This is a genomic window from Capnocytophaga cynodegmi (assembly GCF_002302475.1).
GTDB lineage: Bacteria > Bacteroidota > Bacteroidia > Flavobacteriales > Flavobacteriaceae > Capnocytophaga > Capnocytophaga cynodegmi.
Genome location: NZ_CP022378.1, coordinates 1834323 through 1858214, shown reverse-complemented (window position 1 = coordinate 1858214; position 23892 = coordinate 1834323). Strand labels below are relative to the sequence as shown.

Genomic DNA, 23892 nt, shown 5'->3' with positions numbered 1-23892 from the left:
TTTATGAAATCAAAGTTTTTTTACATCATATTTGTACTTTTTTTTGTTTCTTGTGGACGAAATATCGTTTCAAAACCAGAAAAATTACTTTCAGAGAAAGAAATGGAGAGCTTAATGTATGATTTAGCTGTTTTTGACGCCATAAAAAGTGTAGATTATCAATTAATGGACACAATAAGCTTCAATGTTAATGAAATTATTTATAAAAAATACGGAATTGATAGCCTTTCTTTTGCTGAAAATATGATTTATTATGCTTCTTTCCCTAAAAAGTATGATAAAATAATCAAAAACGTAGATACATTACTACAAAAGGAACGCGATAAATTTTCAGAAAAGCCAAATGAAACGGAAAAACTCCTTTCAGAAGAAACAATCCCAACTACTGATTCATTGGAGAACAACGAACCTTTAAAATAGTTAAAACATTGGAATCCAAATTACTACAAGAAGCCTTTTTATCTTGGACATTTCCACTTTTTCTTTTCATTTTTGTGATAATAGCCCTTCTGAAAGCTACTTATCCACATCATTTTTCAGAATACCTGAAACTTCCTTTTAACAATAAATACATCATCATTTACGAAAAAAAAGAACGCAAAGTACAACTTTTCACAGTGGTTTCTTTCTTTTTGCAGTGGTTTTCATTGAGTTTATTTTTCTACATTTGGGGGCAATTTTTTAAAATAAATCTTTCTCCCAGCACGGGCTTTCTTTTTTTAGATATAGCCTTCGTTATTCTATGTTTTCTGATTTTAAAATTATTCATTCAGAAAGGTATAAGCTATTTATTTGATTTGAAAGGATTTAGCAAAACTTATATTTTTAGCCGAATTGCCTACTCAAGTTATGCATCCATCTTTATAATTACTTTTTTGTTTTTCTTGATGTTCTCAACTTCTTTGCGTGAAATTTACTTTTATATACTTCTAACTACACTATTAATTATCAATATTTTAGGATGGATTAACATAATTAAAATACATCAAAAAGCAATAAAACCATACATTATTTATTTTATTTTGTATCTTTGCACCTTTGAAATAGCACCCTATGTGTTTTTAATCTGTAAAAGTAATATTTTATAGAAATTAATTTGCTTTATTCATATCTTTTATAGAATATGATTTAGCTTAGATGAACAATAGAACAAATTTATGAAAGTAAAGACAATTTTAGTTTCACAACCAGAACCTAAGATGGAGACTTCTCCTTATGCTCAAATTATTGAAAACCAAAAAGTAAAAATAGATTTTATTCCTTTCATCAAAGTTGAAGGAATGACTGCCAAAGACATTCGGATGCAGAAAATTGACCTAACAAAATTCTCTGCCATTATCTTAACCAGCAGAAAATCAGTAGACCATTATTTCAGAATTGCAGAGGAAATGCGTTTCAAAGTTCCTGACACAATGAAATATTTTTGCCAATCCGAAACGATTGCCTTTTACTTACAAAAGTACATAACTTACAGAAAAAGAAAAATATACGTGGGTAAAAAAGAATTTTCGGACTTGTTACCTATCCTGAAGAAATACAAAGATGAAAATTTCCTATTCCCGTGTTCAGATGTGCACAAAGCGGACATCACAAAATCACTGAACGACTTGAAAATCAAATGGGAAAGAGCTATTTTCTACAAAACTGTTCATTGTGATTTGTCAGGAATAAAAGATTTCAAATATGATATTCTAGCTTTTTTTAGCCCTGCAGGTATTGAATCTTTATTTAAAAATTTTCCTGATTTCAGCCAAAAAAAGACGCGAATTGCTGTGTATGGCGACTCTACACTGAAAGCAGCACAAGAAGCTGGGCTCGTTATCGATATAAAAGCACCTTCGCCTGAAACTCCGTCAATGACAATGGCTTTGGAACAATATATCAGTAAGGTAAACGGAAAAAAATAGCTTAAAACTTCGCATACAATCAATTACTCCCAGATACATACACCCAAGAAGTTATGCATCTGGGATTTATTTTTATATCTATTTGCCAAAATTATAAGCAGGTTAAACGCTAAACAAAACTAAACCAAAAAACATTGGTAATCAATTAAAAATTTTATATTCTCCTACCCTTCTTTTTGTTGAATAATTTGGAAGAAAAAATCATTTTGAAACATTTATTTCCAGATATATCAATTACAAAACTCATACAATCAATTATTAGCACATCATATTTTTGTTAAATACAATCAAACAAAACTTTATAACATCATTTTACTTTTAACAATGGTAGAACTATGAGTTTTCGTTCAGAAATAAACTTCAGAATTAGAAAAAATAAAACAAAGTACCACAAACAAAATTAAGAAATTACAAAAACAACATAAATCTTCATATTTCTGTTACCAGATAATATAAAAAACATTTTTTTATTCAATAACAATTTGTAATTTTGTGGCATTATAATTCACAAAACTTATTGAAATGAAAAGAAGTATCACTGCACTTTTGGCTATTATTTTGCTTCAGTCGTGTGAAAAAAAAGCACCTGAATATGTAGTTCTTTCAGGAAAATTCACAAGTCCGCAAGAAGAAAAAATTACCGTAAGAAGCCACGACTTTGAAAAAGAAATTAGCATTAATGCCGATGGGTCGTTCTCTGACACACTGCACATTACACACAATGGCTCATACAGAATAGGACGCCAATATGTGTATCTGCACAAAGGTAAAAACTTATCGTTCGAAGCAGAAAATGAGACGATGGATCCCATCACATACACTGGCGATTTGGCTGTAGAGAACAATTACTTAGCTCAGAAAGAAGCAACAATTCGTGAGGATTTAAAAGCCTTAGGAAAACACATCTATTCGCTTGAAGAGACCGAGTTTGTAAACAAAGTTAACGAGCTGACAAACAAACAAAAAGAAACACTCAACAAAATCACGCCTTCTGTAGCTGATTTTAAAGAAAATGAGCTAAGAAGTATTGAATACGGAAAAGATCTTTGGCTTACAAACTACGAATTCTACCACGGATATTTTATCAAAAATAACGACTTTAAAGTTTCGGAAAACTTCCCTAAAGTAACAACATCTGACTTTGACAACGCTACCGACTTTGATTTTTCACCAAGATATGTAGATCTTTCAATGTTAAAATTCAGAGAAAATGTAAACGCAGATTTGAAAAAGAAAATCGAAGGAATTGCCGAAGGAGAAGCTAACGAAAAAGAAACTAATAATATCTATGATGACATTGTTATCGAGAATTTTAAGAAAATAAAAAGTAGAAACATCAAAAACAGCATCGCTTCGTCTCAAATAATGAATGCGGGGCTTCCAAGTGCAAAAGTTCTCAATTTCTTCTATGAGGATTTAACTAATAATATTGCAAATGAGAGCCTGAAAAAAAATATCAACGAACGTTACGAGAAAATCAAAGCCTTAGAAGCTGGTAAGCCATCGCCTTCTTTCAACTTTGAAAATCACAAAGGCGGAAACACTTCGCTAGAGGATTTGAAAGGAAAAGTAGTGTATGTTGATGTTTGGGCTACGTGGTGCGGTCCTTGCATTGGTGAAATACCTCATTTAAAAGAACTCGAAAAGCAATATCACGGAAAAAATGTAGAATTCGTGAGCATCTCGGTTGATGAGAAGAAAAACTACGAAAAATGGAAACAATTTGTTACTGACCAAGGTTTGGTAGGTACGCAACTTATTGCAGATAGCGACTGGAAATCTGATTTTGTGAAAAACTATCTTATTACTGGTATTCCACGTTTTATTCTGATTGATACCGAAGGAAAAATCGTTAGTGCAGATGCTCCAAGACCTTCCGATAAAGAAATCGTTGAGCTTTTCACTCAATTAGGGTTATAATTCAAACAATGTTTTTTCAAAAAAACAAAACTCGACGTTTGTAAAACAAAAAATTGGATAATTTTCTTGTTTACATAAAAAATCAAGTTAAGTAACATTCACATAAAGTGGTTTACTTAGCTTGATTTTGTTTTTTTAAGTAATTCATTTTGCTTGAGGTTGTTGCTTGTTTATTCCGAAGCGTCAGGCTTTTGTTTGGAACGACTTAAAATTAAAGAATCATCAATAAGTTTGTTTAATACCGCAACAAAAGTACTCGCCTCTACCGACGGAATAGCAATGCTTTGCGATTGAGCTCTCAAGGCAATTTCATCATAAATCAGATTGGTTTCCTTACGAACCTTTTTCGTGCTTCCTGTTTCTTTGGAAGATTGCACAAAAGTTCGGTCACCCATTTGTTTTTCAAAGTCTTCGTTTAGCGTTTTTAGGTGTTCTAACGTTGCTGTAAGCCCCAGTGTAGCAACGTCTTTCGCATTTTTGTCCGATGCAAGGTCGCTTAACAATGCACGAATAGCAACCGACTCTTCATTGTACTCCATTGTAGGTACATTTTTGTAATTCTTAGTTGCTTCATACAAACTTTCGGACGCTTCTTTACGCTTAACAATGTGCGACTTACGCTCATTACGAATACTTGCCAACAAATATCTAACGATATTATCTCGTTCCTTATCCAGCTTCATTAATTCTTTGGTTTGCTGTTCGGAACGATTTTCGTACGCCTTTTCAGTTAAAGTTTTGATGTTTTCCTGAAACTTTTGGAATAACTTTTCACTGATTTGGAGTTTTTCCAGCGTAGCAGTACGAACCAACTTTTCCACTTCAATCATAAAGTGCAAATACTGAGCATTATTTAACCTTGTTAAATAAATGTTTTTAATTTTTACCAATTTTTCCATTTTGATTAAATTTACAATTATTTAATTCATACACCACAAAAAACAAGCCGTTTTGTATGTTATTTTGTTAATTCACAATATTTTAATACTTTCTCTCTTTTTCAAAACATAATTTTATGAAATATGAATCAGGAATGTTTTTAATTCTTTTAGAAAAAATATTTTTGAGCTTAGATTGCAGAACATCTCATCTTAAAAAAAGTTTTTGGAATAAGATTATATACAATCTTATCTGAAAAAGTTTTTTTTATGCAAGATTGTATACAATCTTCCTTTAAAATTTTTTATTTACAGAAGATTGCTCATCATCTTATCTAAAAAAATATTTTTCTAATGCATTTAAAATTAAATCATAATAAAAAAGATATAAATAACCTTGCTTTTATAAAAAACAACACAATTCATAAATAAAATGATGAGCATACAAGTATATTAACTTCTAATTTTATAATTCTGACAGAAATAAATACGATTTTACATCAAAAAATATGATACATCTTTGTAAAAATTTAAAGTAATGGAAAGAATTTTTATTGTTTATGCTTTTTTCTTATTTTAGCACCAAAATTTTAGTATGCAATCTTCATCTTCTTATACCATTTATAACGCTTCTGCAGGTTCTGGGAAAACGTATAGTCTTGCCAAATCCTACTTAAAAATTATCTTATCGAGCAAAAATCCTGAGTTATTCAGAAGTTTACTGGCAATAACCTTTACCAATAAGGCTGTTTTTGAGATGAAAAACAGAATTATAGAATATCTCACGTTATTTTCAGATGAAAAGAGCCTTTCTGAGCCTGATGCAATGTTCGATGAACTTTGTAAGGAGCTAAAACTTGCACCAATGGAGCTAAAAATGCGTTCGGAAGATATTCTCAAACACATTTTGCATAATTACGCTTCTTTTAATATCAGTACCATTGATGGTTTTAATCACCAGCTTATTCGTAGCTTTGCTTTTGATTTGCGACTAAACCAATTTTTTGAAGTTCAGTTAGATGCAAAGACATTATTACAACGTGCTGTTGATAACTTATTAAATCTGGCAGGAACTGATGATGAATTAACAAATTTGCTTACAGAATTTTCAAATGATAAGATAAAAGAAGATAAAAATTGGGATATCAGCAATGAGCTTTTCCGAGTAGCTAATATGCTAACTAATGAAAATCATTACTGGCAACTCGATACTTTAAAGAAGAAAGATTTAGAAGATTTTAAAGCCCTGAAAAGAAATTTATTCAAGAAAAAAAATGAATCAATTTCAATAATAAAAGAAACAGCCGTTGCATTTTTAAATCTGTTAGATGAAAATAATTTGGATAAATCTGCTTTTAAAGGAGGGTATGCATATAATTTTTTTGAAAATCTCAATGAAAATCCTGAAAAAGAACCTGCTTGGGGAGCTGCTTGGCAAGAAAATTTAGCCTCCGAGCCTTTGTACGCGAAAACCAATGTAAAAAACTTAAACACAGATTTAATAGATAGCCTTCAGTCACAAATTTTCTCTTACTTTTCAGTTATTAAAGAGGCTTTTGGATTGTTTAATTTCTCAAAAAATGCACTTCAGTTTGTTGTGCCTTTGGCTTTGCTTAATCGTATCCAGAACGAAATAGAGCTTATAAAAGATGAAGAGAATATTTTACCAATTTGGGAATTTAATGGTGTTATTTCCATCGAAATTTCTTCTCAGCCAGCTCCGTTTATATATGAACGCATCGGGGAACGTTACAGGCATTATTTTATTGACGAATTTCAGGATACTTCCGTTTTGCAATGGAAAAATCTTATTCCACTTATTTTAAATGCTGTACAGAGTGAAAACATTACCAAACAAAAAGGCAGTTTGTTATTGGTAGGAGATGCTAAGCAATCCATCTACCGATGGCGTGGAGGTAAAGCAGAACAATTTATGAGTTTGTACTCCAACGAAGAAAATCCTTTTTTCATCAAAGGGCAAACCATAAATTTGGAAGATAATTATCGAAGCCTTGAAACCATCATCAATTTCAATAATCATTTCTTTAGTTTTATTGCCGACAAGTTTGAATCAGAAAAATACAAAGCATTGTACTTAAATGCTATGCAGAATTATCCTGAAAGCAAACGAAATAAGTTTTTACCTGAAGGATATTTAAGCATTCAGTTTGTAAACTTGGATACAACCGATTCATCAGAAGATTTTGAAGAAATCCCTTCAGAGGAAAGTAGTCTTTTTGATATTTTCACAGAAAGAGAAATCACATACTGCAACGCTATCTTTGAAGCAATCAATCACGCGAATCAATCAGGAGCAGAAGACAAAGATATTACCATTTTGGTTCGCACAAACAAAGAAGGAGCTGCTGTTGCTTCTTTCTTGTCTTCAAAAGGAAGAAATGTTATTTCTCCTGATTCGTTATTGCTTAAGAACATTGCTTCTATACAATTTTTAATCTCGTTGTTGCATTTATTGTATAATAAAAATAGTCAGGAACTTAAAGTTAAGATGCTTTTTGAGTTTGCAGGACTTAAAGGCATCGAGCAGGTACATCAATTCATTACAAAATATATAGAGGAGCCTATCGAAACTTTTTTCAATGACCACAACTTTTCTGTGAGCAAATTTCATTCGCATTCTTTGTACGAAGGAATTACTTTGATTATAAATTGTTTTGATTTATCAAGGAAATCGGACGCTTACCTCACGCATTTTCTGGATTTGATATTCGATTTTAAAAATACACATAAGGGCGGACTAGCAGAGTTTTTAACATTTTGGGAGGAAGAAAAAGAAAAGTTAAGTATTAGTCTCCCAGAAGGATTGAACGCTATTACTGTAATGACCGTTCATAAAAGTAAAGGTTTGTCGGCTCCTGTTATTATTTATGCCTTTGCAGATAGTAAACTCATCGAATCGCGTAACCAAACGATTTGGTATCCTGTTTCAAACAAAGATTTTAGTGGATTTGATACTCTTTTAGTAGAAACTAACAAATCTCTTATAAATTTTGAGCCCCAAACAGAGGAAATTATTCGTCAGCATCACGAGCAACATTTATTAGACCAGATTAATGTGCTTTACGTTGCAATGACACGCCCAGAATCTTTTCTGTATGTAATCACATCTTTGCCAAAAGCTGCCACGAAGAAGAACATCAAGTCCGATACAAAAACAGAAACCTATGGTTCTCTTTTTAAAAGTTTTATCGAGATGAAAGGACAATGGAATGATGATTTCTTAAGATACGAATTCGGAAATCCTATTTTTCCTATTAAAGAGAAAAAACAAACCTCAACCACAGAAGGATTAATTGATTTTCAAAAAGGTTGGACAACACCTAATTACAAAATAGCTACGGGAGCTTCTCTGCTATGGGATACTGCCAGAAAAGAATCTATTGAGAAAGGAAACTTAATGCACGAGCTTCTTTCAAAAGTGGTTTATCATTCTGATTTGGAATCCGTCTTGAAAAATACTTTGGCAGAAGGTATGCTAACCGATGAGCAGTACAAAATTGTTTTGGAACAGCTTTTAAAATTAATCCAAGATGAAAAAATCAGTGAGTTCTTTTCTGAAAATTATACCTATTTCATCGAAAGAGAGTTTATCGATAAATCAGGAAAATTCTTTCGCCCCGACCGAATTGCATTCAACCCGAAGAGCAAACAAGCTGTAATCATCGATTATAAAACCGGAAAGCCCAACGACAAGCATCATTTACAAATGCGAAACTATGCTCACATTCTATCTGATTTGGGCTGGAAAGTCATCGGAAAATATTTAATCTATTTGGACGAGGAAAAGATAGTAAAGAGTTAAAAATGAGATATTTTTTTCTAATCACTTTTCTTTTATTTGAGTTTAATACATATCTTTGCACCCGCTAAATTTTTCATATTAAAATTAATTTATGCTGAACGTACACGATTTATCCGTTTCATTTCAGGGGGAATATTTATTTGAAAATGTTGCTTTTATGCTCAATGCAGGTGACCGCGTAGGGCTTATCGGAAAAAATGGAGCTGGAAAATCTACAATGTTGAAACTTCTGGCAAAGGAACTCAAACCCGATTCGGGAACTATTGCTACAGACAAGGAGATGAACATCGGTTTTTTAAAACAAGATATTGATTTTGAAAACGGAAGAACGATTCTGGAGGAAGCTTACCAAGCTTTTCAGGAAATAAAACGTTTGGAAGACAAAATAGACCAAATCCATAGCGAAATGGAACTCCGCACAGATTACGAAAGCGAATCCTATCATAACTTGATGGACACACTGAGCGAGATAACACATCGTTATGAAATCATCGGAGGCTATCAATACAAAGGAAATACAGAAAAAGTATTGCTCGGACTTGGTTTTCAACGTTCTGATTTTCAAAAACAGACGGATACATTTTCAGGAGGTTGGCGAATGCGAATTGAACTTGCTAAATTGCTCCTGCAAAACAATGATATTTTATTACTTGACGAGCCTACGAACCATTTGGATATTGAATCCATCATTTGGCTGGAACAATTTTTGACAACTTATGCTGGAGCGGTAGTCATTGTCTCACACGACAAAATGTTTTTGGATAACGTAACGAACCGAACTATTGAAATTTCTGTCGGAAAAATTTACGATTATCCCAAACCTTACTCCAAATTTTTAGAACTTCGTCAGGAAATTCGTGAGCAACAATTAGCTTCGCAGAAAAATCAGGAAAAGAAAATTCAGCAAACAGAAAAACTTATTGAAAAGTTCCGAGCAAAAGCCACAAAAGCTTCAATGGCTCAATCACTTATGAAAAAGTTGGACAAAATCGAACGCATTGAAGTTGATGAGGAGGACAATGCTGTGATGAATGTTCGTTTTCCTGTTTCGATAACTCCAGGTAAAGTAGTTTTGGAAATCCAAAATGCTTCAAAAAATTATGGCGAAAAAGAAGTTTTACAAAATATTGATTTACTGATTGAAAGAGGAAGTAAAATTGCTTTTGTGGGGCAAAATGGACAAGGAAAAACTACTTTAGCCAAAATGATTGTTGATGAAATTCCGTTTGAAGGAAGTATCAGGTTGGGTCACAACGTTCAATTAGGTTACTTTGCTCAAAATCAGGCAGCATATCTGGACGGAGAAGTGAGTGTAGTCGATACGATGTTTCACGCAGCCAACGATAGTAACCGAATGAATATCAGAGATATTTTAGGTTCTTTCCTTTTCCGAGGCGATGATGTCGAAAAAAAGGTAAAAGTTCTTTCAGGAGGAGAACGCAATCGTTTGGCTTTAGCGAAAATGCTACTTTCCGACTTTAACGTTCTGGTAATGGACGAGCCTACGAACCATTTGGATATCAAATCAAAAAATGTATTAAAAAAAGCATTGCAAAACTTTGAGGGAACACTCATCATCGTTTCGCACGACCGTGATTTTCTACAAGGATTAACCGATAAGGTTTACGAATTTAAAAATAAAAACATCAAAGAATACTTAGGGGATATTGATTTTTATTTGGAACAACGAGCTGTCGAAAATTTCCGAGAGATTGAACAAAACAAAGAAGTCGTTTCGGAGGCAAAAAACGTAGAAAAAAAAGAAAAACTATCCTTCGAGCAACAAAAACAACAGAAAACAATACAAAACAAGATTAATAAAATCGAAAATTTGATTACTGACATTGAAAAAGAATTAGAGCAGATGAATTTCCAGATGGGACAAGAAGTTCAAAGTGATGATTTCTATAAAAAGTACGATTTAAAGAAAAAAGAACTTGAAAAATTAATGCAAGAATGGGAAGAATTAATGGGATAAATCAAGGCTTTTCATCAAGGTATGCTGTACGATATCTTGAGGAGTAACGCTTTATCTCTTTTTCATCAAAAATTTTGTAAACCATTAAAAAAATGTACCTTCGCAGTTTAAAACGTTAGAAAAAAGAATGAACCCCAGAAAAATAGCAATATTCTTTATTGGTGTATTATTGGCACTTTTTGCAATTACTTTCATCAGTGGGCAGTACAAAACCTCACAAGGCTCTGTGAAAGAAGGAATTGTATTAGGTAACACAATGATTAAGTACCCAACATCTAATATTTTATTAAAAGACAACTCTCCCAAAAACTCAAAAGCAACTCAAATCATTGAAGAGGTTACAAAAGCCAAAGAAGAGAAAAAAACCACTCCTTCAGTAAAAAAGGATTCAGTTGCAACGTCCTATGAAAAAGAAAATTCAAAGTTAGTAAGCAATACAGAAGGCAAGATTTACTATCCGGAGAATGCTACGGAGTTCATTTCACAATTAAAAGAAAAACTGCAACAACCTAATTGCCATATTATTCATTACGGAGATTCACAGATAGAAGGCGACCGCATTACGGTATATGTCCGCAATCGTTTTCAAGCTCTTTTTGGAGGTGGCGGACCTGGTTTTATTCCTATTAAAATTGCATATACTCAAAATAGTGTAAACATTCAGGCAAGTGCTAATTGGCTTCGGTTTGCGTCATTTGACCGATTTAAAAGAAAGAAAGTCCCACACCAAAAATATGGTCTTTATGCGACTCTTTCTCGTTTCTCGGACTATAATCCAGCTGATACCATTTCTGTTAAAAAAGCCTCTTTCACTATTAAACCTTCCTCAACGGCTTATAATCGTTTGCGAAAGTTCACGAAATTTGGATTACATTACGGGAATTGCTCCCACCCTACTAAAATAATCGTTTATCAGAATGGCAAACTTCTCAAAGAAGATTTCTTAAAGGCAGACGGAAAATATCACAACTTCAGATTGGATTTTGATGAAACTCCACAGGAAATCAAAGTGGAATTGGAAGGCGTCACAAGTCCCGACTTTTACGGCATCACACTCGATGAGGCAAAAGGTGTACGTATGGACAACGTAGCGATGCGAGGCGAAGCAGGAAGGATTTTCACAAGGCTTAATCACGAGAATTTCCAACAAATGTCTGCCGAAAGAAAGCCTGACATCTTTATTTTTCAGTTCGGAGGAAATACTATTCCTTACATTGAGCAAGAAAAACAAATTACCGATTACGTCCGTTCGCTGATACAGAACATCAAATGGGTAAAACGAAGCAACCCAAAGGCTTCCGTGATTGTTATCGGACCGGGAGATATGTCCACTTCCGAAAACGGCAAGATGATTACCTATCCCTTCCTTATTAAGCTCAATGAGGAGATGAAAAACCAATGTGTTAATAATAATATTGCCTTCTGGAGCATTTACGAAGCAATGGGAGGAGAAAACTCAATGGTGGCTTGGGTAGAAAAAGGTATGGCAGCCTCTGACTATGTGCATTTAAAACCAAAAGGAACTCAAATCATTTCGGAATTATTCTTCCAACACTTGCATAACGATATTTTGGCAATTAAATAGATATGGATTTTATTACAAACTTCTTTTCTTTTGATGAAAAAAGTCCTCTGAACTTTGTCCGAATTGATTTTTGGATATTCTTTGCCATTGTATATACTATCTTTTCTTTTATTTATCGAAGAATACGCCTTAGGAATCTTTTCCTACTCTTTGCAAGTATCTATTTTTACTATAAAGCAAGTGGATTATTCGTTTTTCTACTTCTCTTTAGCACCATTACTGATTTCTATTTAGGTAATTTTATTTACCGACAAACACAGCAACAAAAGCGAAAGATTGCGGTAGTTGTCAGCGTTATTATTAATTTAAGTGTTTTGGCCTATTTTAAATACGCATACTTTTTTACAGATACTTACAACGCTCTTTTCAATACAAATCATCAAGTTTTTAATTATCTGGCATATTGGGGAAATGGATTTAACTCGCAGGGATATTTCCGTGCGGATACAATTATTCTCCCAGTAGGTATTTCATTTTACACATTCCAAACGATAAGTTACACAGTCGATATTTATAGAAGAAAAACAGCTCCGCTTAAATCCATTCTTGATTTTGGATTTTACGTGAGCTTTTTTCCTCAATTAGTTGCTGGTCCGATAGTTCGTGCAGAGAATTTTGTTCCTCAAATCATCAGCAAAACTCAAGTCACAACCGATTCCTTTAATAAAGGAACGTTTATGATTCTGAAAGGACTCATAAAGAAGATGATTTTTGCCGATTTCATTGCGATGCACTTCTTAGACCAAGTGTTCGATAACCCTACAATGTTCTCCGGATTCTCCAACATTATGGCTTTGATTGGTTATTCTCTACAAATTTACGGAGACTTTTCGGGCTATACCGATATTGCTATTGGCTTGGCTTTACTTATGGGCTTCCAACTGCCAATCAACTTTAATTCTCCTTACAAAGCTATTAACTGCGGTGATTTCTGGAAACGTTGGCACATTTCTCTTTCCACTTGGCTGAAGGATTATCTGTATATTCCTTTGGGAGGGAATAGAAATAGTTCCGTCGGGACGATTATCATTTCATTAATCTTCATCATAGGAGTAACCGTTGCCATTAATGAGATTTACTTTACGCTTCTTGTTGGTCTCATACTGGTTGTTGTTTCGGGAATGATGTACATAAGCCGAAGCATTGAACGCCACGTTGTAACTAACATCAACATAATGCTAACGATGCTTATCGGAGGGCTTTGGCACGGTGCCTCGTGGAAATACGTCATCTGGGGAGGATTAAACGGGATAGGAATTCTTGTTTACAAGTATTGGAGAAAGATAAGTCCTTATGAAAAATCCACGCACTGGATTGCTACTGCTTGGAAAATAACCTTTACATTTGCTTTTATTACCTTTACAAGAATTTTCTTTCGTGGCAAAGATATGGAATCTATCTCCCAATGGTTCGACCAAGTGAATAACAATATGGGGTGGGATTCCGCTTGGCAAGTACTGACGCATTATCAAGATGTATTCTTCATTATGCTTATCGGATACATCACCCATTGGCTTCCTCAGAAGTGGAAAGAAGCTGTAGAGCATATCTTTTCAGAAAGCCACATTGCCGTAAAAGGTGCTATTGCTGTTGTTGTTATTATCATTTGTTACCAAGCCTATTCAGCTGATTTACATCCTTTCATCTACTTCCAATTTTAGATTTTTATTCTGAAATACGCATTCATTTACAATTATTATCTTTTAAGATATTACAAAAAACAAAAAATCCAAGATTAAACTTTATTCATAATCTTGGATTTTTAATGTTTCTACCTGAACTACCCTTTATCTCTTATCCTCTATCCCATATTTACGCCACATTGATTGTTCATAATCAATTTTTATACGTTTTCTCATCTTTGAGGAACGTTCTTCCATCTGTTTTTGCTTTTGGGTAGCTTCTTCAGTTTTCTTTTTCAGTTCAGCTTTTAAGCTTTCTTGCTCACTATTGAGTTTTTCTACTTCATTTCGTAAGTTTTCTAACTCATCAATAGCTTCTTCTGTAATTCCTGCTGGTAGAGCATCTTTTGATTCTCTAAGTCCATCGATTAACACTTTAACTTGTGCTATCTTTTCCGCATATGATTTTGGCATAATAACTAATTTTAATGATTAAACAATTAATTTATATTACTTTTTATATTTTCAATATGATTTTCTTTTAAAAATATCTTTTCCAAAGTATTTTTCATCTTTCCTAAAGAATTTTCTATCTTTCCTATTCTTTAGGAAAGATTTCCCAAAACAAAATCTATCTTTCCCAAAGCATTATTTATCTTTCCCAACACTTGGGAAATCTTTCCCAAAGGATAAACCATCTCACTTTTATTTTATTCAAGATTAAAAATAGATTTTTATATCAATTCTTGATAATATTTTTCTAATTTTTTAACATCTTTGGCTCTTATTTCAGACCTGTTATCATTTTTATCATTATAAGTAAGCCATTTCATATACAAAGCATTGAATATTTTATGCCCTTTTTCGGTTAAATCCTCATTTTTAAAATAGAATTTTAATATTCTATCATTTTTATCAATCCAGTTTATCTCTAATAATTCCTTCTCATAACAGAATTTAAGAAAAGTGATATGAAAGTTGTAAATTTTCTCAATCACATCAGGATAGTTTTTATAGCTATAAAAATAAGATGAAATATCTACAACAAATTCATCATTAAAATACATATCATCATACACAGCTAATACAATTTCTTTCAATTTTTGTGTATCTTCAAGATTTTCTACCTCAACAAGATTATAATATCCCCAACCAAACGGATTGACGGGAATTGCATCAGGCATTATTTTTTTAAATCTATTAAAAGTAGAAGCATATATCACATAGAATTTCTCTTTGCAAACTATTCCTACACGTTTTCCATTTACTCTGGCAATATATTCCTCAAAGATAGGTTCTAAAGAAAAATTGATTATTTCTTTGCATTGCTTTTCCAAATATTTAGCAAACTTTTTAGTAGTCATAGCGTTCTGTTATTTGTTATACCCAAAATGGTTTTTAGATTAGGATTACTCATTGCACAAATTTATAAAATAGAAAAAACATTCGCCAATCAATTAACTTATAATTAACTAATTAACGAATGTCTTTTTGATATATCCTATAAAATAGATTACAATAATTAAAGTAGAAGTCAGCCTTTTCAGTACAAGAGGCATATTTCCAGCCCTCTAATCACTAACAACTAAATTCCAATCACTCTTGCCTATTTCCTAATACTTCTTTTAAGAAAGCCCAGTGATTACACCATTGTCATCAATATCCATTCCTTCGGCTGCGGGAACACTCGGAAGACCTGGCATACGCATTGTATCTCCTAAAATAGGAATAACAAAACCTGCTCCAGAAGCAAATTCGAATTCGCGTACAGTAACTTCAAAACCAGTAGGACGAGCTAATTTCTTATCATCATCACTCAACGATTTAGGTGTTTTTACCATACAAACAGGCATCTTATCAAAGCCAAGTTTGTTGATGTTTTTCAATTGAGTACGTGCTTTTGAAGTGTAGTTCACATTACTTGCTCCATAAATTTCTTTGGCAATAGTTTCGATTTTCTCTTCGATTGAAATAGTGTGGTCGTACAAAGGTTTGAATTTGCTTTCTCCACTTTCGGCAATCTCTACCACTGCTTGGGCAAGTTCTTTGGTTCCCTCGCCACCTTGTGCAAATCCTTTGGAAACAATAGCTTTAACGCCTTTTTGCTGACATACTTCCTGAATGTACTTGATTTCTTCTTCGCTATCATTCGGGAAATTATTAATCGCCACAACGGCTTTCAAGCCAAACTTCTGAACGTTCTCGATGTGTTTCTCTAAGTTTCCGATACCTTTTTTTACTTTTTCGAGGCTTGGTGTATTGTATTCTTCCTTCAAAGCTCCTCCGTGATGACGCAATGCACGAACTGTAGCAACAATCACCGCAGCATCAGGAGAAATTCCCGCCGAAACGCATTTGATGTCCAAGAATTTTTCAGCTCCTAAATCAGCTCCAAAACCAGCTTCCGTAACGGTGTACTCACTGAGCGACATTCCCATCTTCGTTGCCAGAACTGTGTTCGTTCCTTGTGCGATACTGGCGAAAGGTCCTCCGTGCAAAATAGCAGGATTATTCTCCAAAGTTTGCACCAAATTAGGTTTGATAGCCTCTTTTAAAAGCAAAGCCATCGCTCCCACAACGTTCAAATCACGTGCAAAAACAGCAGAACCATCGAATTTCTTTCCGACGTAAATGTTTCCGATACGGCGTTTCAAATCCGAAAAGTTTTCTGACAAACATAGGATTGCCATAATCTCGGAAGCGGGTGTAATGTTGAATCCGTCCTCTCGGGGAATACCGTTAGCACTTCCGCCCAGCCCGATAACAATTTGGCGAAGAGCTCGGTCGTTCATATCCATCACACGTTTCCAAACAACAGTACGAGGGTCAATTCCGATGGAATGAGTTTTGCTTTGGATATTGTTATCGATAACTGCGGCAAGTAAATTATTGGCTTTTTCGATAGCAGAAAAATCCCCAGTGAAGTGCAAATTGATGTCCTCCATCGGTACCACTTGCGAGTAACCTCCACCAGCAGCTCCGCCCTTAATTCCGAAAACAGGACCTAAGCTAGGCTCTCTTAAAACAGCCACAGCTTGTTTGCCGATTTTGTTAAGACCTTCGGTAAGCCCAATACTGACGGTCGTTTTGCCCTCTCCAGCAGGTGTAGGTGTGATAGCAGTAACTAAAATCAGTTTGTTTTTCTTGATTTTCTCCTTGTCGATGAGCGTGAGTGGCAATTTGGCTTTGTATTTACCATATTGCTCCAAATCGTCTTCGTTAATGTTCAGTTTTTTAGCAATCTCTTTAATGTTTTGCATCTTCGCATTTTGTGCGATTTCTAAATCGGTTGGAAAACTCATATGTTTTATGTTTTAAGTGATTTTAAATTAAATAATCTTATAATTTGAGTTCCAAAGGTACAGATATTTTTTTTAGGAAACAATCTAAAACACAAAATGTTTTTACTATTTAAACTTTCCTATTTTATTCAATTCTGACAAAGCTACATTGTATTCCTCTATGATTTCCTGAAATACTTCCGAAACTGGTTGTATCTTGTTAATCACAGAAGCAATCTGCCCAATTTCAAGTTCTCCCTCAACCAAATCACCTTCGAACATTCCCTTTTTGGTACGTCCTCTACCCAAAAGTGTTTTAAGATTCTCCGGAGAAGCCTCTCCTTTGTAATAAAGTTCTAAAACCTGTTCGTAAAATGGATTTTTAAGCAAACGTACAGGAGCTAATTCTTTTAAAGTAAGCATCGTATCTCCTTCATTTGTCTCTAAAACACGTTTTTTGAAATTGATGTGAGAAGAAGCCTCCTCAGTTGCCACAAAACGACTCCCTATCTGCACACCTTCTGCTCCCAATGCCATTGCGGCAAGTAATCCTCTTCCTGTGGCAATTCCTCCTGCAGCAATTAAAGGAATGCTAACATTTTGTTTTACAGAAGGAATTAATGCCATAGTTGTTGTTTCTTCTCTTCCATTATGCCCACCAGCTTCAAATCCTTCTGCTACAATAGCATCTACTCCGGCATTTTGTGCTTTTAGGGCGAACTTGGAACTACTTACCACGTGAGCAACTTTTATGCTTTCTTTCTGCAAAATAGATGTCCAGATATTAGGATTTCCCGCCGAAGTAAAAACGATTTTCACTCCTTCCTCAATAATAATTTCCATTAACTTATCAATATCTGGATACATAATAGGAATATTGACCCCAAAAGGTTTATCAGTTGCTTTTCTGCATTTCTGAATATGTTCTCGAAGCACTTCAGGATACATTGACCCCGCTCCGAGCAATCCTAATCCTCCAGCATTACTAACTGCCGAAACTAATCGCCAACCACTTGCCCAAACCATTCCTCCTTGAATGATAGGATACTTTATACCAAAAAGTTCTGTTATTCTTGTTTTCATAATGATATGTAAAGAAAAAAACTCAAAACTAAAAGTTTTGTAACTTCTGGTTTTGAGTTTTTGTATTTTTAAAATTATTTATCAAGGTAACTTAAAACATTCTCGTAAATTCTTTTTTCTATATTTGAAGTATCTGCTTTAATGAATTTTTCTCCGATAATATTCTCATAAAGTTCAATATATCTTTCAGAAACAGATTCCACATAAGCATCGGTCATCTCTGGGACTTTTTGCCCTTCTTTACCTTGAAATCCATTCGATATAAGCCACTGCCGAACAAACTCCTTGGAGAGTTGTTTTTGAGGCTCTCCTTTTTCTTGGCGTTCTTCATAGCCTTCTTTATAAAAATAACGAGACGAGTCAGGAGTATGGATTTCATCAATCAGAACTATTTTCCCATCTTTTGTCTTCCCAAATTCATATTTAGTATCTACTAAAATGAGCCCTCGTTTGGCTGCAATTTCTGTTCCCCTTGCAAAAAGAGCATACGTGTATTTTTCCAAAAGAGCATAATCCTCAGCAGTTACTATCCCTTTATTTATGATTTCTTCTTTGGATATATCCTCATCGTGCAAACCATTATCAGCTTTGGTTGCAGGAGTTATAATAGGGTGTTGAGGAAATATATCATTCTCTCTCAACCCTTCAGGAAGTGGCACACCACATAAAACTCTTTTCCCTGCTTTATATTCACGTGCCGAATGACCAGCCAAATAACCACGTATTACCATTTCAACTTTAAAAGGTTCACACAAATGCCCTATCGCTACATTGGGGTCGGGAGTTGCAGTTAACCAGTTTGGAACAATATCTTCCGTTTGTCGCATAAATTTAGTAGCTATCTGATTTAAAATCTGCCCCTTATACGGAATTCCTTTAGGCATTACTACATCAAAAGCCGACAATCGGTCAGTAGCAATCATCACCAATAAATCGTTATCCAAATGATAGACATCTCTTACTTTCCCTTTATAAACAGATTTCTGTTTTGGAAACTTAAAGTTTGTGGTTGTAATTGTATTAGCCATATTTATCTGATATTCAATTTTTTTATTTTAAAACTAAAAGTTTGATGTTTTAACAGAGATAGAACTATATAATTTCACGATTCATTTTTATAAAAAAAAACAACCCTAAATGGTTGTCAAATTTCTGTAAAATGATTTGCAAATATCATTATAGTTTTTAGATATACTTACTTAATTCCAAAGAAATCACATCGCTATCGTGAAAGCCCTCACCTCTCCAAACAAGTTCACGATTATTGTAAATAACAAGAGTAGGCAATCCATTAATTTTCAAAGCCTTAGTAAGTTCTTTATTTTTATCAACGTCTATTTTAACAACCTTCACACGATTTCCCATCATTGAAAGTATTTCTCTCAAAACAGCGTTCATATGCATTGAAGCCTCGTGCCAATCCGCAAAAAAGCAGATAAGTACAGGGACTTTTACATCAATTACATTGCCAAATTTTTCCATAAAATTCTTCTCTCAGTTAAAACAGGACAAATATACAAATTCTGAGAAACATACATTATTTTTTAATAAAATTTTATATTTTTCCGCCCCAAAGCTTTTCTTTTGTAAAAAAAATCTAAAACTTAAAATATCCAAACAATTCTTAAATTTAACCATCTGAAAACAAAAAACAATAATCTGAAAATAAAACAATTAAACAACCAAAATAGACATAGAAAAAGAAAATGTAATTGTGTTAAAAACACGTTTTTTGAACAACATAATTATTTTTTTTGTAGGTTTGCCTTTGCGTATAAAACTAAAATATGATTATTATGCGAAAAGTACTACACGTTATAGGGAACAAAAATGCTTCTGAAACGCTAAAAAAAATAGATACTACTTCAGAAGTAATTACTTGGAATGAAATGCTTTGCGAGGGAAAAACCTCCATAGATGTTGGAAGTGAAAATTTTTGGAAAAATCGTTATAATTTCTTCAAGAATGAGTACAATACTGGGAAATCTTCTTTTATTGAAAGTGTACTGAAAGAATACAGAAATTTATGCAATCAAAAGACACAAGATGAGGCCGTTTTATGGTTTGGCGAGGATTTACAAAGCCAGATAAATATGATTGCAGTAATAAGTTGGCTGAAAAAATATCGAGAGAACATACAAATTTCGTGGATAAGCCAAATCACAAACAATCCAACGCAGAAAGAATTGAGAACAAGTTACCAAAACCGAGTTCTCTTCAATCAAGATGATGTTGAATATGCCGACTACATATGGCAGCTTTATTGCAGTGAATCCCCAATTCAACTGGAAAACCACATCAGAAATACAAACACGAACCTTACTGCCCTTGCCCCAATTCTCCAAATTCACCTAAAGAGATTCCCCTCAGTTAGAAATGGGTTGAACCTTGTTGAAAATGATATTCTTACCCAAGCTTCTTCTTTCAAAGGAAACAAAGATGCATTTGTTAATCACTTAATTAAAACGGAGCCTTCTTTAGGTTATTCTACCTTGCAATACGAAGCAATCATTGAAAAACTAAAACCTTTATTCGCCTCTCTAAATCCGTTGAAGATAAACTTACAAGGAAACGACGTCTTAAAAAATGATATGAATATGTATCCACTTTTAAGAAACGAAAATGAATATTTGGGTGGAGCTTTAAAATATGACTTTTTGTACTACGAAACTTCAGGCAAACTTCTAAAATTATAGATATCATCAACACTAATATTTTGAAAGATATGATTCAAGAATCTGAGCTAATCCTAAACCCAGACGGCAGTATTTATCATTTAAATCTCAAGCCCGAACAAGTGGCGACCACGATTATATTAGTAGGTGACCAGAACCGAGTGGCACGTATCAGTTCTCATTTCGAGACGATAGAACACCAAGTTCAGAAACGCGAATTCTGTACGCATACGGGTACTTACAAAGGCAAACGCCTCAGTGTTATTTCAACTGGAATTGGTCCTGATAATATTGACATTGTTATCAATGAATTAGATGCTCTTTTCAATATCGATTTGAAAACAAGACAACCGAAAAAGCATCTCACAAGCCTGAATTTCATTCGTTTTGGAACTTCTGGCTCCCTACAAGCTGATATTCCTGTAGATAGTTTCGTGCTATCATCGTTTGGGTTGGGTATGGACAATATGATGCATTCCTACCTTGACCTTAGTAAGATAAGCGAAAAAGAACTTGAAGATGCCTTCATCGAACACACACAATGGAATACCAACAAAGGGCGACCTTACATCGTAAGTTGTGGACAGGAACTCAAAGAGAAATTACTCTCCCAAGAAGTATTTGAAGGAATTACAGGTACAGCTCCAGGTTTCTATGGTCCGCAAGGGCGAGTTCTCCGGTTGGCTGTTCAGGATACAAACTTGAATGACAAATTACACAACTTTGGCCACAATGATTTGCGAGTAACGAACTTGGAAATGGAAACATCTGCCATCTACGGATTATCAAAACTCTTGGGGCATCAAGCAGTTTCCCTCAATGTAATCATTGCCAACCGAGCCAATGGTACGTTCACTAAGGACACAAAACAAGCGGTTGAAAAACTAATTGTTTTCGGGTTGAACCAAATTGCAAAGAACGTATAAACTATGTCGGCTATTCCTCTAACGGGTCAGGAGTTACATAACTTAGCTATGAATATCGTGGGCGAAGCTCTGCGAGACGAATTGCATTGGGAATTTCTGCTGGTTAATAGCCAGTTGAAGAAAGACCCACAATTTGTTTGTGTCGACAAGAACAAACAGAAGCATTTCATCATTGTAAGAGCTGTCCCTTACGGAGACGATCCTGATGAATACGACCCTGCTTTGATGCAAATCGTAAAGAAACACGCCAACACACATAGTGCCAAAACCTATTTTGCTGGGGTGGGGCTGGTTAATATTGAGAATGAGCAATATCCTATCTACAAGAACAAACCCTACCGAGTAAATTTCAAAGGACTTTTGGAAATCCTCTAACCCTTTTATAAATTACGCCATCTATCTTCAGATGAAAAAAATACTATTATATGCTATGCTTATAGCAGTTGCTTCCTGCGTTTCTCCTACCGAGAAAATACAAATCATCAGAGGAGAAGCTCAGGGAAGTACTTACGGAATTAAATACATTTCAAACAGCGACAAAGACTTACAACAATCGGTTGATTCTATTCTGGAGGTAATCGATTTATCAATGTCCACCTATCGTCCTGAATCCATCATCTCAAAAATCAATCGAGGAGAACGTGTACAGATTGACAATCACTTCGAAAATGTTTTTAAAGCATCTCAAACCATTTGGAAACAAAGTGATGGAGTGTTTGACCCTACCGTTGGGATTTTGGTGAACGCTTGGGGATTTGGAGCCAACAAAAACCAAAACAATCTCACACAAACACAGATTGATAGTTTGAAAAACTTCGTTGGGTTTAACAAAGTTCAGCTTACTGATGAGAAGTTTATCGAAAAAGAGAACCCAGCTATTTTCTTTGATTTCAACGCCATTGCTCAAGGTTACACAGTTGATGTAATTGCTGACTTCCTCAAATCAAAAGGCATTACAAACTTTGTTGTAGAAGTGGGAGGCGAAATATATTTGAGTGGAAAAAACACTATTGACGACAAGAAATGGACTATCGGGATTGAAGACCCAACCTTGCCTTCGGACAAACGAGAGCTAATGACCACAGTTCAGTTCGAGAATCAAGGATTGGCAACTTCAGGAAACTATCGCAAAATAAGAACCGATAGCCTTACGGGTGAGAAATTCGTCCACTCTATCAATCCAAAAACAGGATTAGCCAAACAGAGCAATTTACTAAGTGCCACCGTAATTACCGATTCAGCGATGTATGCCGATGGATATGCTACAATGTTTATGGTTTTAGGGACAGAAGCAAGTAAAGCGTTTTTGGAAAATCACCCTGAATTGAACGTATTACTCATCTACAATAACGAAAACAACGAAGTACTGACCTTTGCAACAAAAGGATTTCAAGATTTACAAAATTAATTCACATTTTTTCAGTTAATACTATGAAGATAGGCATTATAGGGGCTATGGAGCTTGAAATAAATACGTTAAAAAAAGAATTAACGAACATAAAAACAACCCAAATTAGCTCCTTTTCATTTTACGAGGGATTGATAAACAATGTTTCTGTGGTCGTTTTGCTATCAGGGATAGGAAAAGTAAGTGCTGCTGTGGCTACTACGTTGCTTATTGAGCATTTTCAACCTGATGTTATCATCAACACGGGAACAGCGGGTGGATTAGGAACTTCATCTGTACACGATATTATTTTAGCCACCGAAGTACGTCATCACGATGTGGACGTTACAGCTTTTGGGTACGAAATTGGGCAACAAGCTCAGATGCCTCCTGCCTATTTGCCCGATACTAAATGGTTTTCCATAGCAAAAGAAGTTGCAGGAAAGCATAGCAATCAGTTACATTGCGGATTGGTTGTCAGTGGCGATGCTTTCATTTCCGACCCTGCTCGATTGAAACAGATTGAGGCTTTCTTCCCTCAAGCATTAGCCGTTGAAATGGAAGCGGCAGCAATTGCACAAACTTGTCATCTTCTCAAAACGCCATTTATTATGCTTCGTGCTATTTCGGACAAGGCTGGAGAAGGAAACGCCATTTCCTATGAAAAATTTGTGGTAGAAGCAGGAAAATTATCCGCAGAAATTAATATTGATATTATCAAACATATAGCAAACTAATTTTTTCAAAATTATACATCATTAAAAATTATCAGTTCAAGAGAGAAATATTTAAAATTCTATCATCTTGAACCATATAATAAAAAACCT

20 protein-coding genes are annotated in these 23892 nt (G+C 34.4%); 13 read left to right on the top strand and 7 right to left on the bottom strand.

Features of this window, described 5'->3' with window-relative positions; genetic code table 11:
* Nucleotides 1-3 precede the first annotated feature (3 nt).
* The 4 genes from CGC48_RS08270 (at nt 4) to CGC48_RS08255 (ending at nt 3827) form a co-directional block, all read left to right on the top strand.
* Complete coding sequence (locus CGC48_RS08270) at nt 4-420, top strand: DUF4296 domain-containing protein (RefSeq protein WP_232780483.1); 417 nt, start codon at nt 4-6, stop codon at nt 418-420.
* An 8-nt stretch (nt 421-428) separates the two neighbouring features.
* On the top strand, nt 429-1088 hold the full coding sequence (locus tag CGC48_RS08265) for a DUF4271 domain-containing protein (protein WP_098029201.1): 660 nt from the start codon (nt 429-431) through the stop codon (nt 1086-1088).
* Nucleotides 1089-1157: 69 nt separating this feature from the next.
* Nucleotides 1158-1907 (top strand): uroporphyrinogen-III synthase, encoded by a 750-nt coding sequence (locus CGC48_RS08260; protein ID WP_018279223.1) that lies wholly within the window; start codon nt 1158-1160, stop codon nt 1905-1907.
* A gap of 522 nt (nt 1908-2429) precedes the next feature.
* Nucleotides 2430-3827 (top strand): TlpA family protein disulfide reductase, encoded by a 1398-nt coding sequence (locus tag CGC48_RS08255; RefSeq protein ID WP_098029200.1) that lies wholly within the window; start codon nt 2430-2432, stop codon nt 3825-3827.
* Between the two features lie 170 nt (nt 3828-3997).
* Here the strand turns inward: CGC48_RS08255 and CGC48_RS08250 are convergent, their stop codons facing one another.
* Nucleotides 3998-4726 carry a DUF6261 family protein gene (locus CGC48_RS08250; RefSeq protein WP_098029199.1) on the bottom strand — a complete coding sequence of 243 codons (729 nt, stop codon included), beginning with the start codon at nt 4724-4726 and terminating at the stop codon, nt 3998-4000.
* 574 nt (nt 4727-5300) lie between these two features.
* On the opposite strand from CGC48_RS08250, the gene CGC48_RS08245 reads away from it, so the two are divergent.
* From CGC48_RS08245 to CGC48_RS08230, 4 genes are all read left to right on the top strand, one after another.
* A complete protein-coding gene (locus CGC48_RS08245; RefSeq protein WP_098029198.1) occupies nt 5301-8528 on the top strand; it encodes a UvrD-helicase domain-containing protein in 3228 nt (1075 codons plus the stop codon).
* Nucleotides 8529-8619: 91 nt separating this feature from the next.
* Nucleotides 8620-10506, top strand: coding sequence for an ABC-F family ATP-binding cassette domain-containing protein (locus CGC48_RS08240; protein WP_098029197.1), 1887 nt, complete (start codon nt 8620-8622; stop codon nt 10504-10506).
* Nucleotides 10507-10633: 127 nt separating this feature from the next.
* Nucleotides 10634-12091, top strand: a complete 1458-nt coding sequence (locus tag CGC48_RS08235; protein ID WP_098029196.1) for an SGNH/GDSL hydrolase family protein — start codon at nt 10634-10636, stop codon at nt 12089-12091.
* Between the two features lie 2 nt (nt 12092-12093).
* Nucleotides 12094-13752, top strand: coding sequence for an MBOAT family O-acyltransferase (locus CGC48_RS08230; RefSeq protein WP_098029195.1), 1659 nt, complete (start codon nt 12094-12096; stop codon nt 13750-13752).
* A 126-nt stretch (nt 13753-13878) separates the two neighbouring features.
* Here the strand turns inward: CGC48_RS08230 and CGC48_RS08225 are convergent, their stop codons facing one another.
* From CGC48_RS08225 to CGC48_RS08200, 6 genes are all read right to left on the bottom strand, one after another.
* Entirely contained in the window at nt 13879-14187 is a 309-nt protein-coding gene (locus CGC48_RS08225) for a coiled-coil domain-containing protein (protein ID WP_018279230.1), read from the bottom strand.
* Between the two features lie 260 nt (nt 14188-14447).
* Nucleotides 14448-15077: a hypothetical protein gene (locus CGC48_RS08220; protein WP_098029193.1), complete on the bottom strand. Its 630-nt coding sequence runs from the start codon at nt 15075-15077 to the stop codon at nt 14448-14450.
* A 261-nt stretch (nt 15078-15338) separates the two neighbouring features.
* Nucleotides 15339-17015, bottom strand: coding sequence for a formate--tetrahydrofolate ligase (locus CGC48_RS08215; protein ID WP_098029192.1), 1677 nt, complete (start codon nt 17013-17015; stop codon nt 15339-15341).
* Between the two features lie 105 nt (nt 17016-17120).
* Entirely contained in the window at nt 17121-18077 is a 957-nt protein-coding gene (locus tag CGC48_RS08210) for an NAD(P)H-dependent flavin oxidoreductase (RefSeq protein WP_098029191.1), read from the bottom strand.
* Between the two features lie 74 nt (nt 18078-18151).
* Nucleotides 18152-19105, bottom strand: coding sequence for a phosphoribosylaminoimidazolesuccinocarboxamide synthase (locus CGC48_RS08205; protein ID WP_098029190.1), 954 nt, complete (start codon nt 19103-19105; stop codon nt 18152-18154).
* 157 nt (nt 19106-19262) lie between these two features.
* Nucleotides 19263-19559 carry a thioredoxin family protein gene (locus CGC48_RS08200; RefSeq protein WP_018279237.1) on the bottom strand — a complete coding sequence of 99 codons (297 nt, stop codon included), beginning with the start codon at nt 19557-19559 and terminating at the stop codon, nt 19263-19265.
* Nucleotides 19560-19873: 314 nt separating this feature from the next.
* Between CGC48_RS08200 and CGC48_RS08195 the strand changes: the two genes are divergently transcribed.
* The 5 genes from CGC48_RS08195 to CGC48_RS08175 are packed head-to-tail and all read left to right on the top strand — an operon-like array spanning nt 19874 to nt 23802.
* The gene (locus CGC48_RS08195) at nt 19874-20773 is read left to right on the top strand and encodes a DUF1835 domain-containing protein (RefSeq protein WP_098029189.1); all 900 of its coding nucleotides are present in this window, start codon (nt 19874-19876) and stop codon (nt 20771-20773) included.
* Nucleotides 20774-20802: 29 nt separating this feature from the next.
* Nucleotides 20803-21678, top strand: a complete 876-nt coding sequence (locus tag CGC48_RS08190; RefSeq protein WP_098029188.1) for a nucleoside phosphorylase — start codon at nt 20803-20805, stop codon at nt 21676-21678.
* A gap of 3 nt (nt 21679-21681) precedes the next feature.
* On the top strand, nt 21682-22053 hold the full coding sequence (locus CGC48_RS08185; RefSeq protein ID WP_098029187.1) for a Na(+)-translocating NADH-quinone reductase subunit F: 372 nt from the start codon (nt 21682-21684) through the stop codon (nt 22051-22053).
* Nucleotides 22054-22108: 55 nt separating this feature from the next.
* Entirely contained in the window at nt 22109-23086 is a 978-nt protein-coding gene (locus CGC48_RS08180; RefSeq protein ID WP_394336572.1) for an FAD:protein FMN transferase, read from the top strand.
* Nucleotides 23087-23109: 23 nt separating this feature from the next.
* Complete coding sequence (locus CGC48_RS08175; RefSeq protein WP_098029185.1) at nt 23110-23802, top strand: 5'-methylthioadenosine/adenosylhomocysteine nucleosidase; 693 nt, start codon at nt 23110-23112, stop codon at nt 23800-23802.
* Nucleotides 23803-23892: the final 90 nt, after the last annotated feature.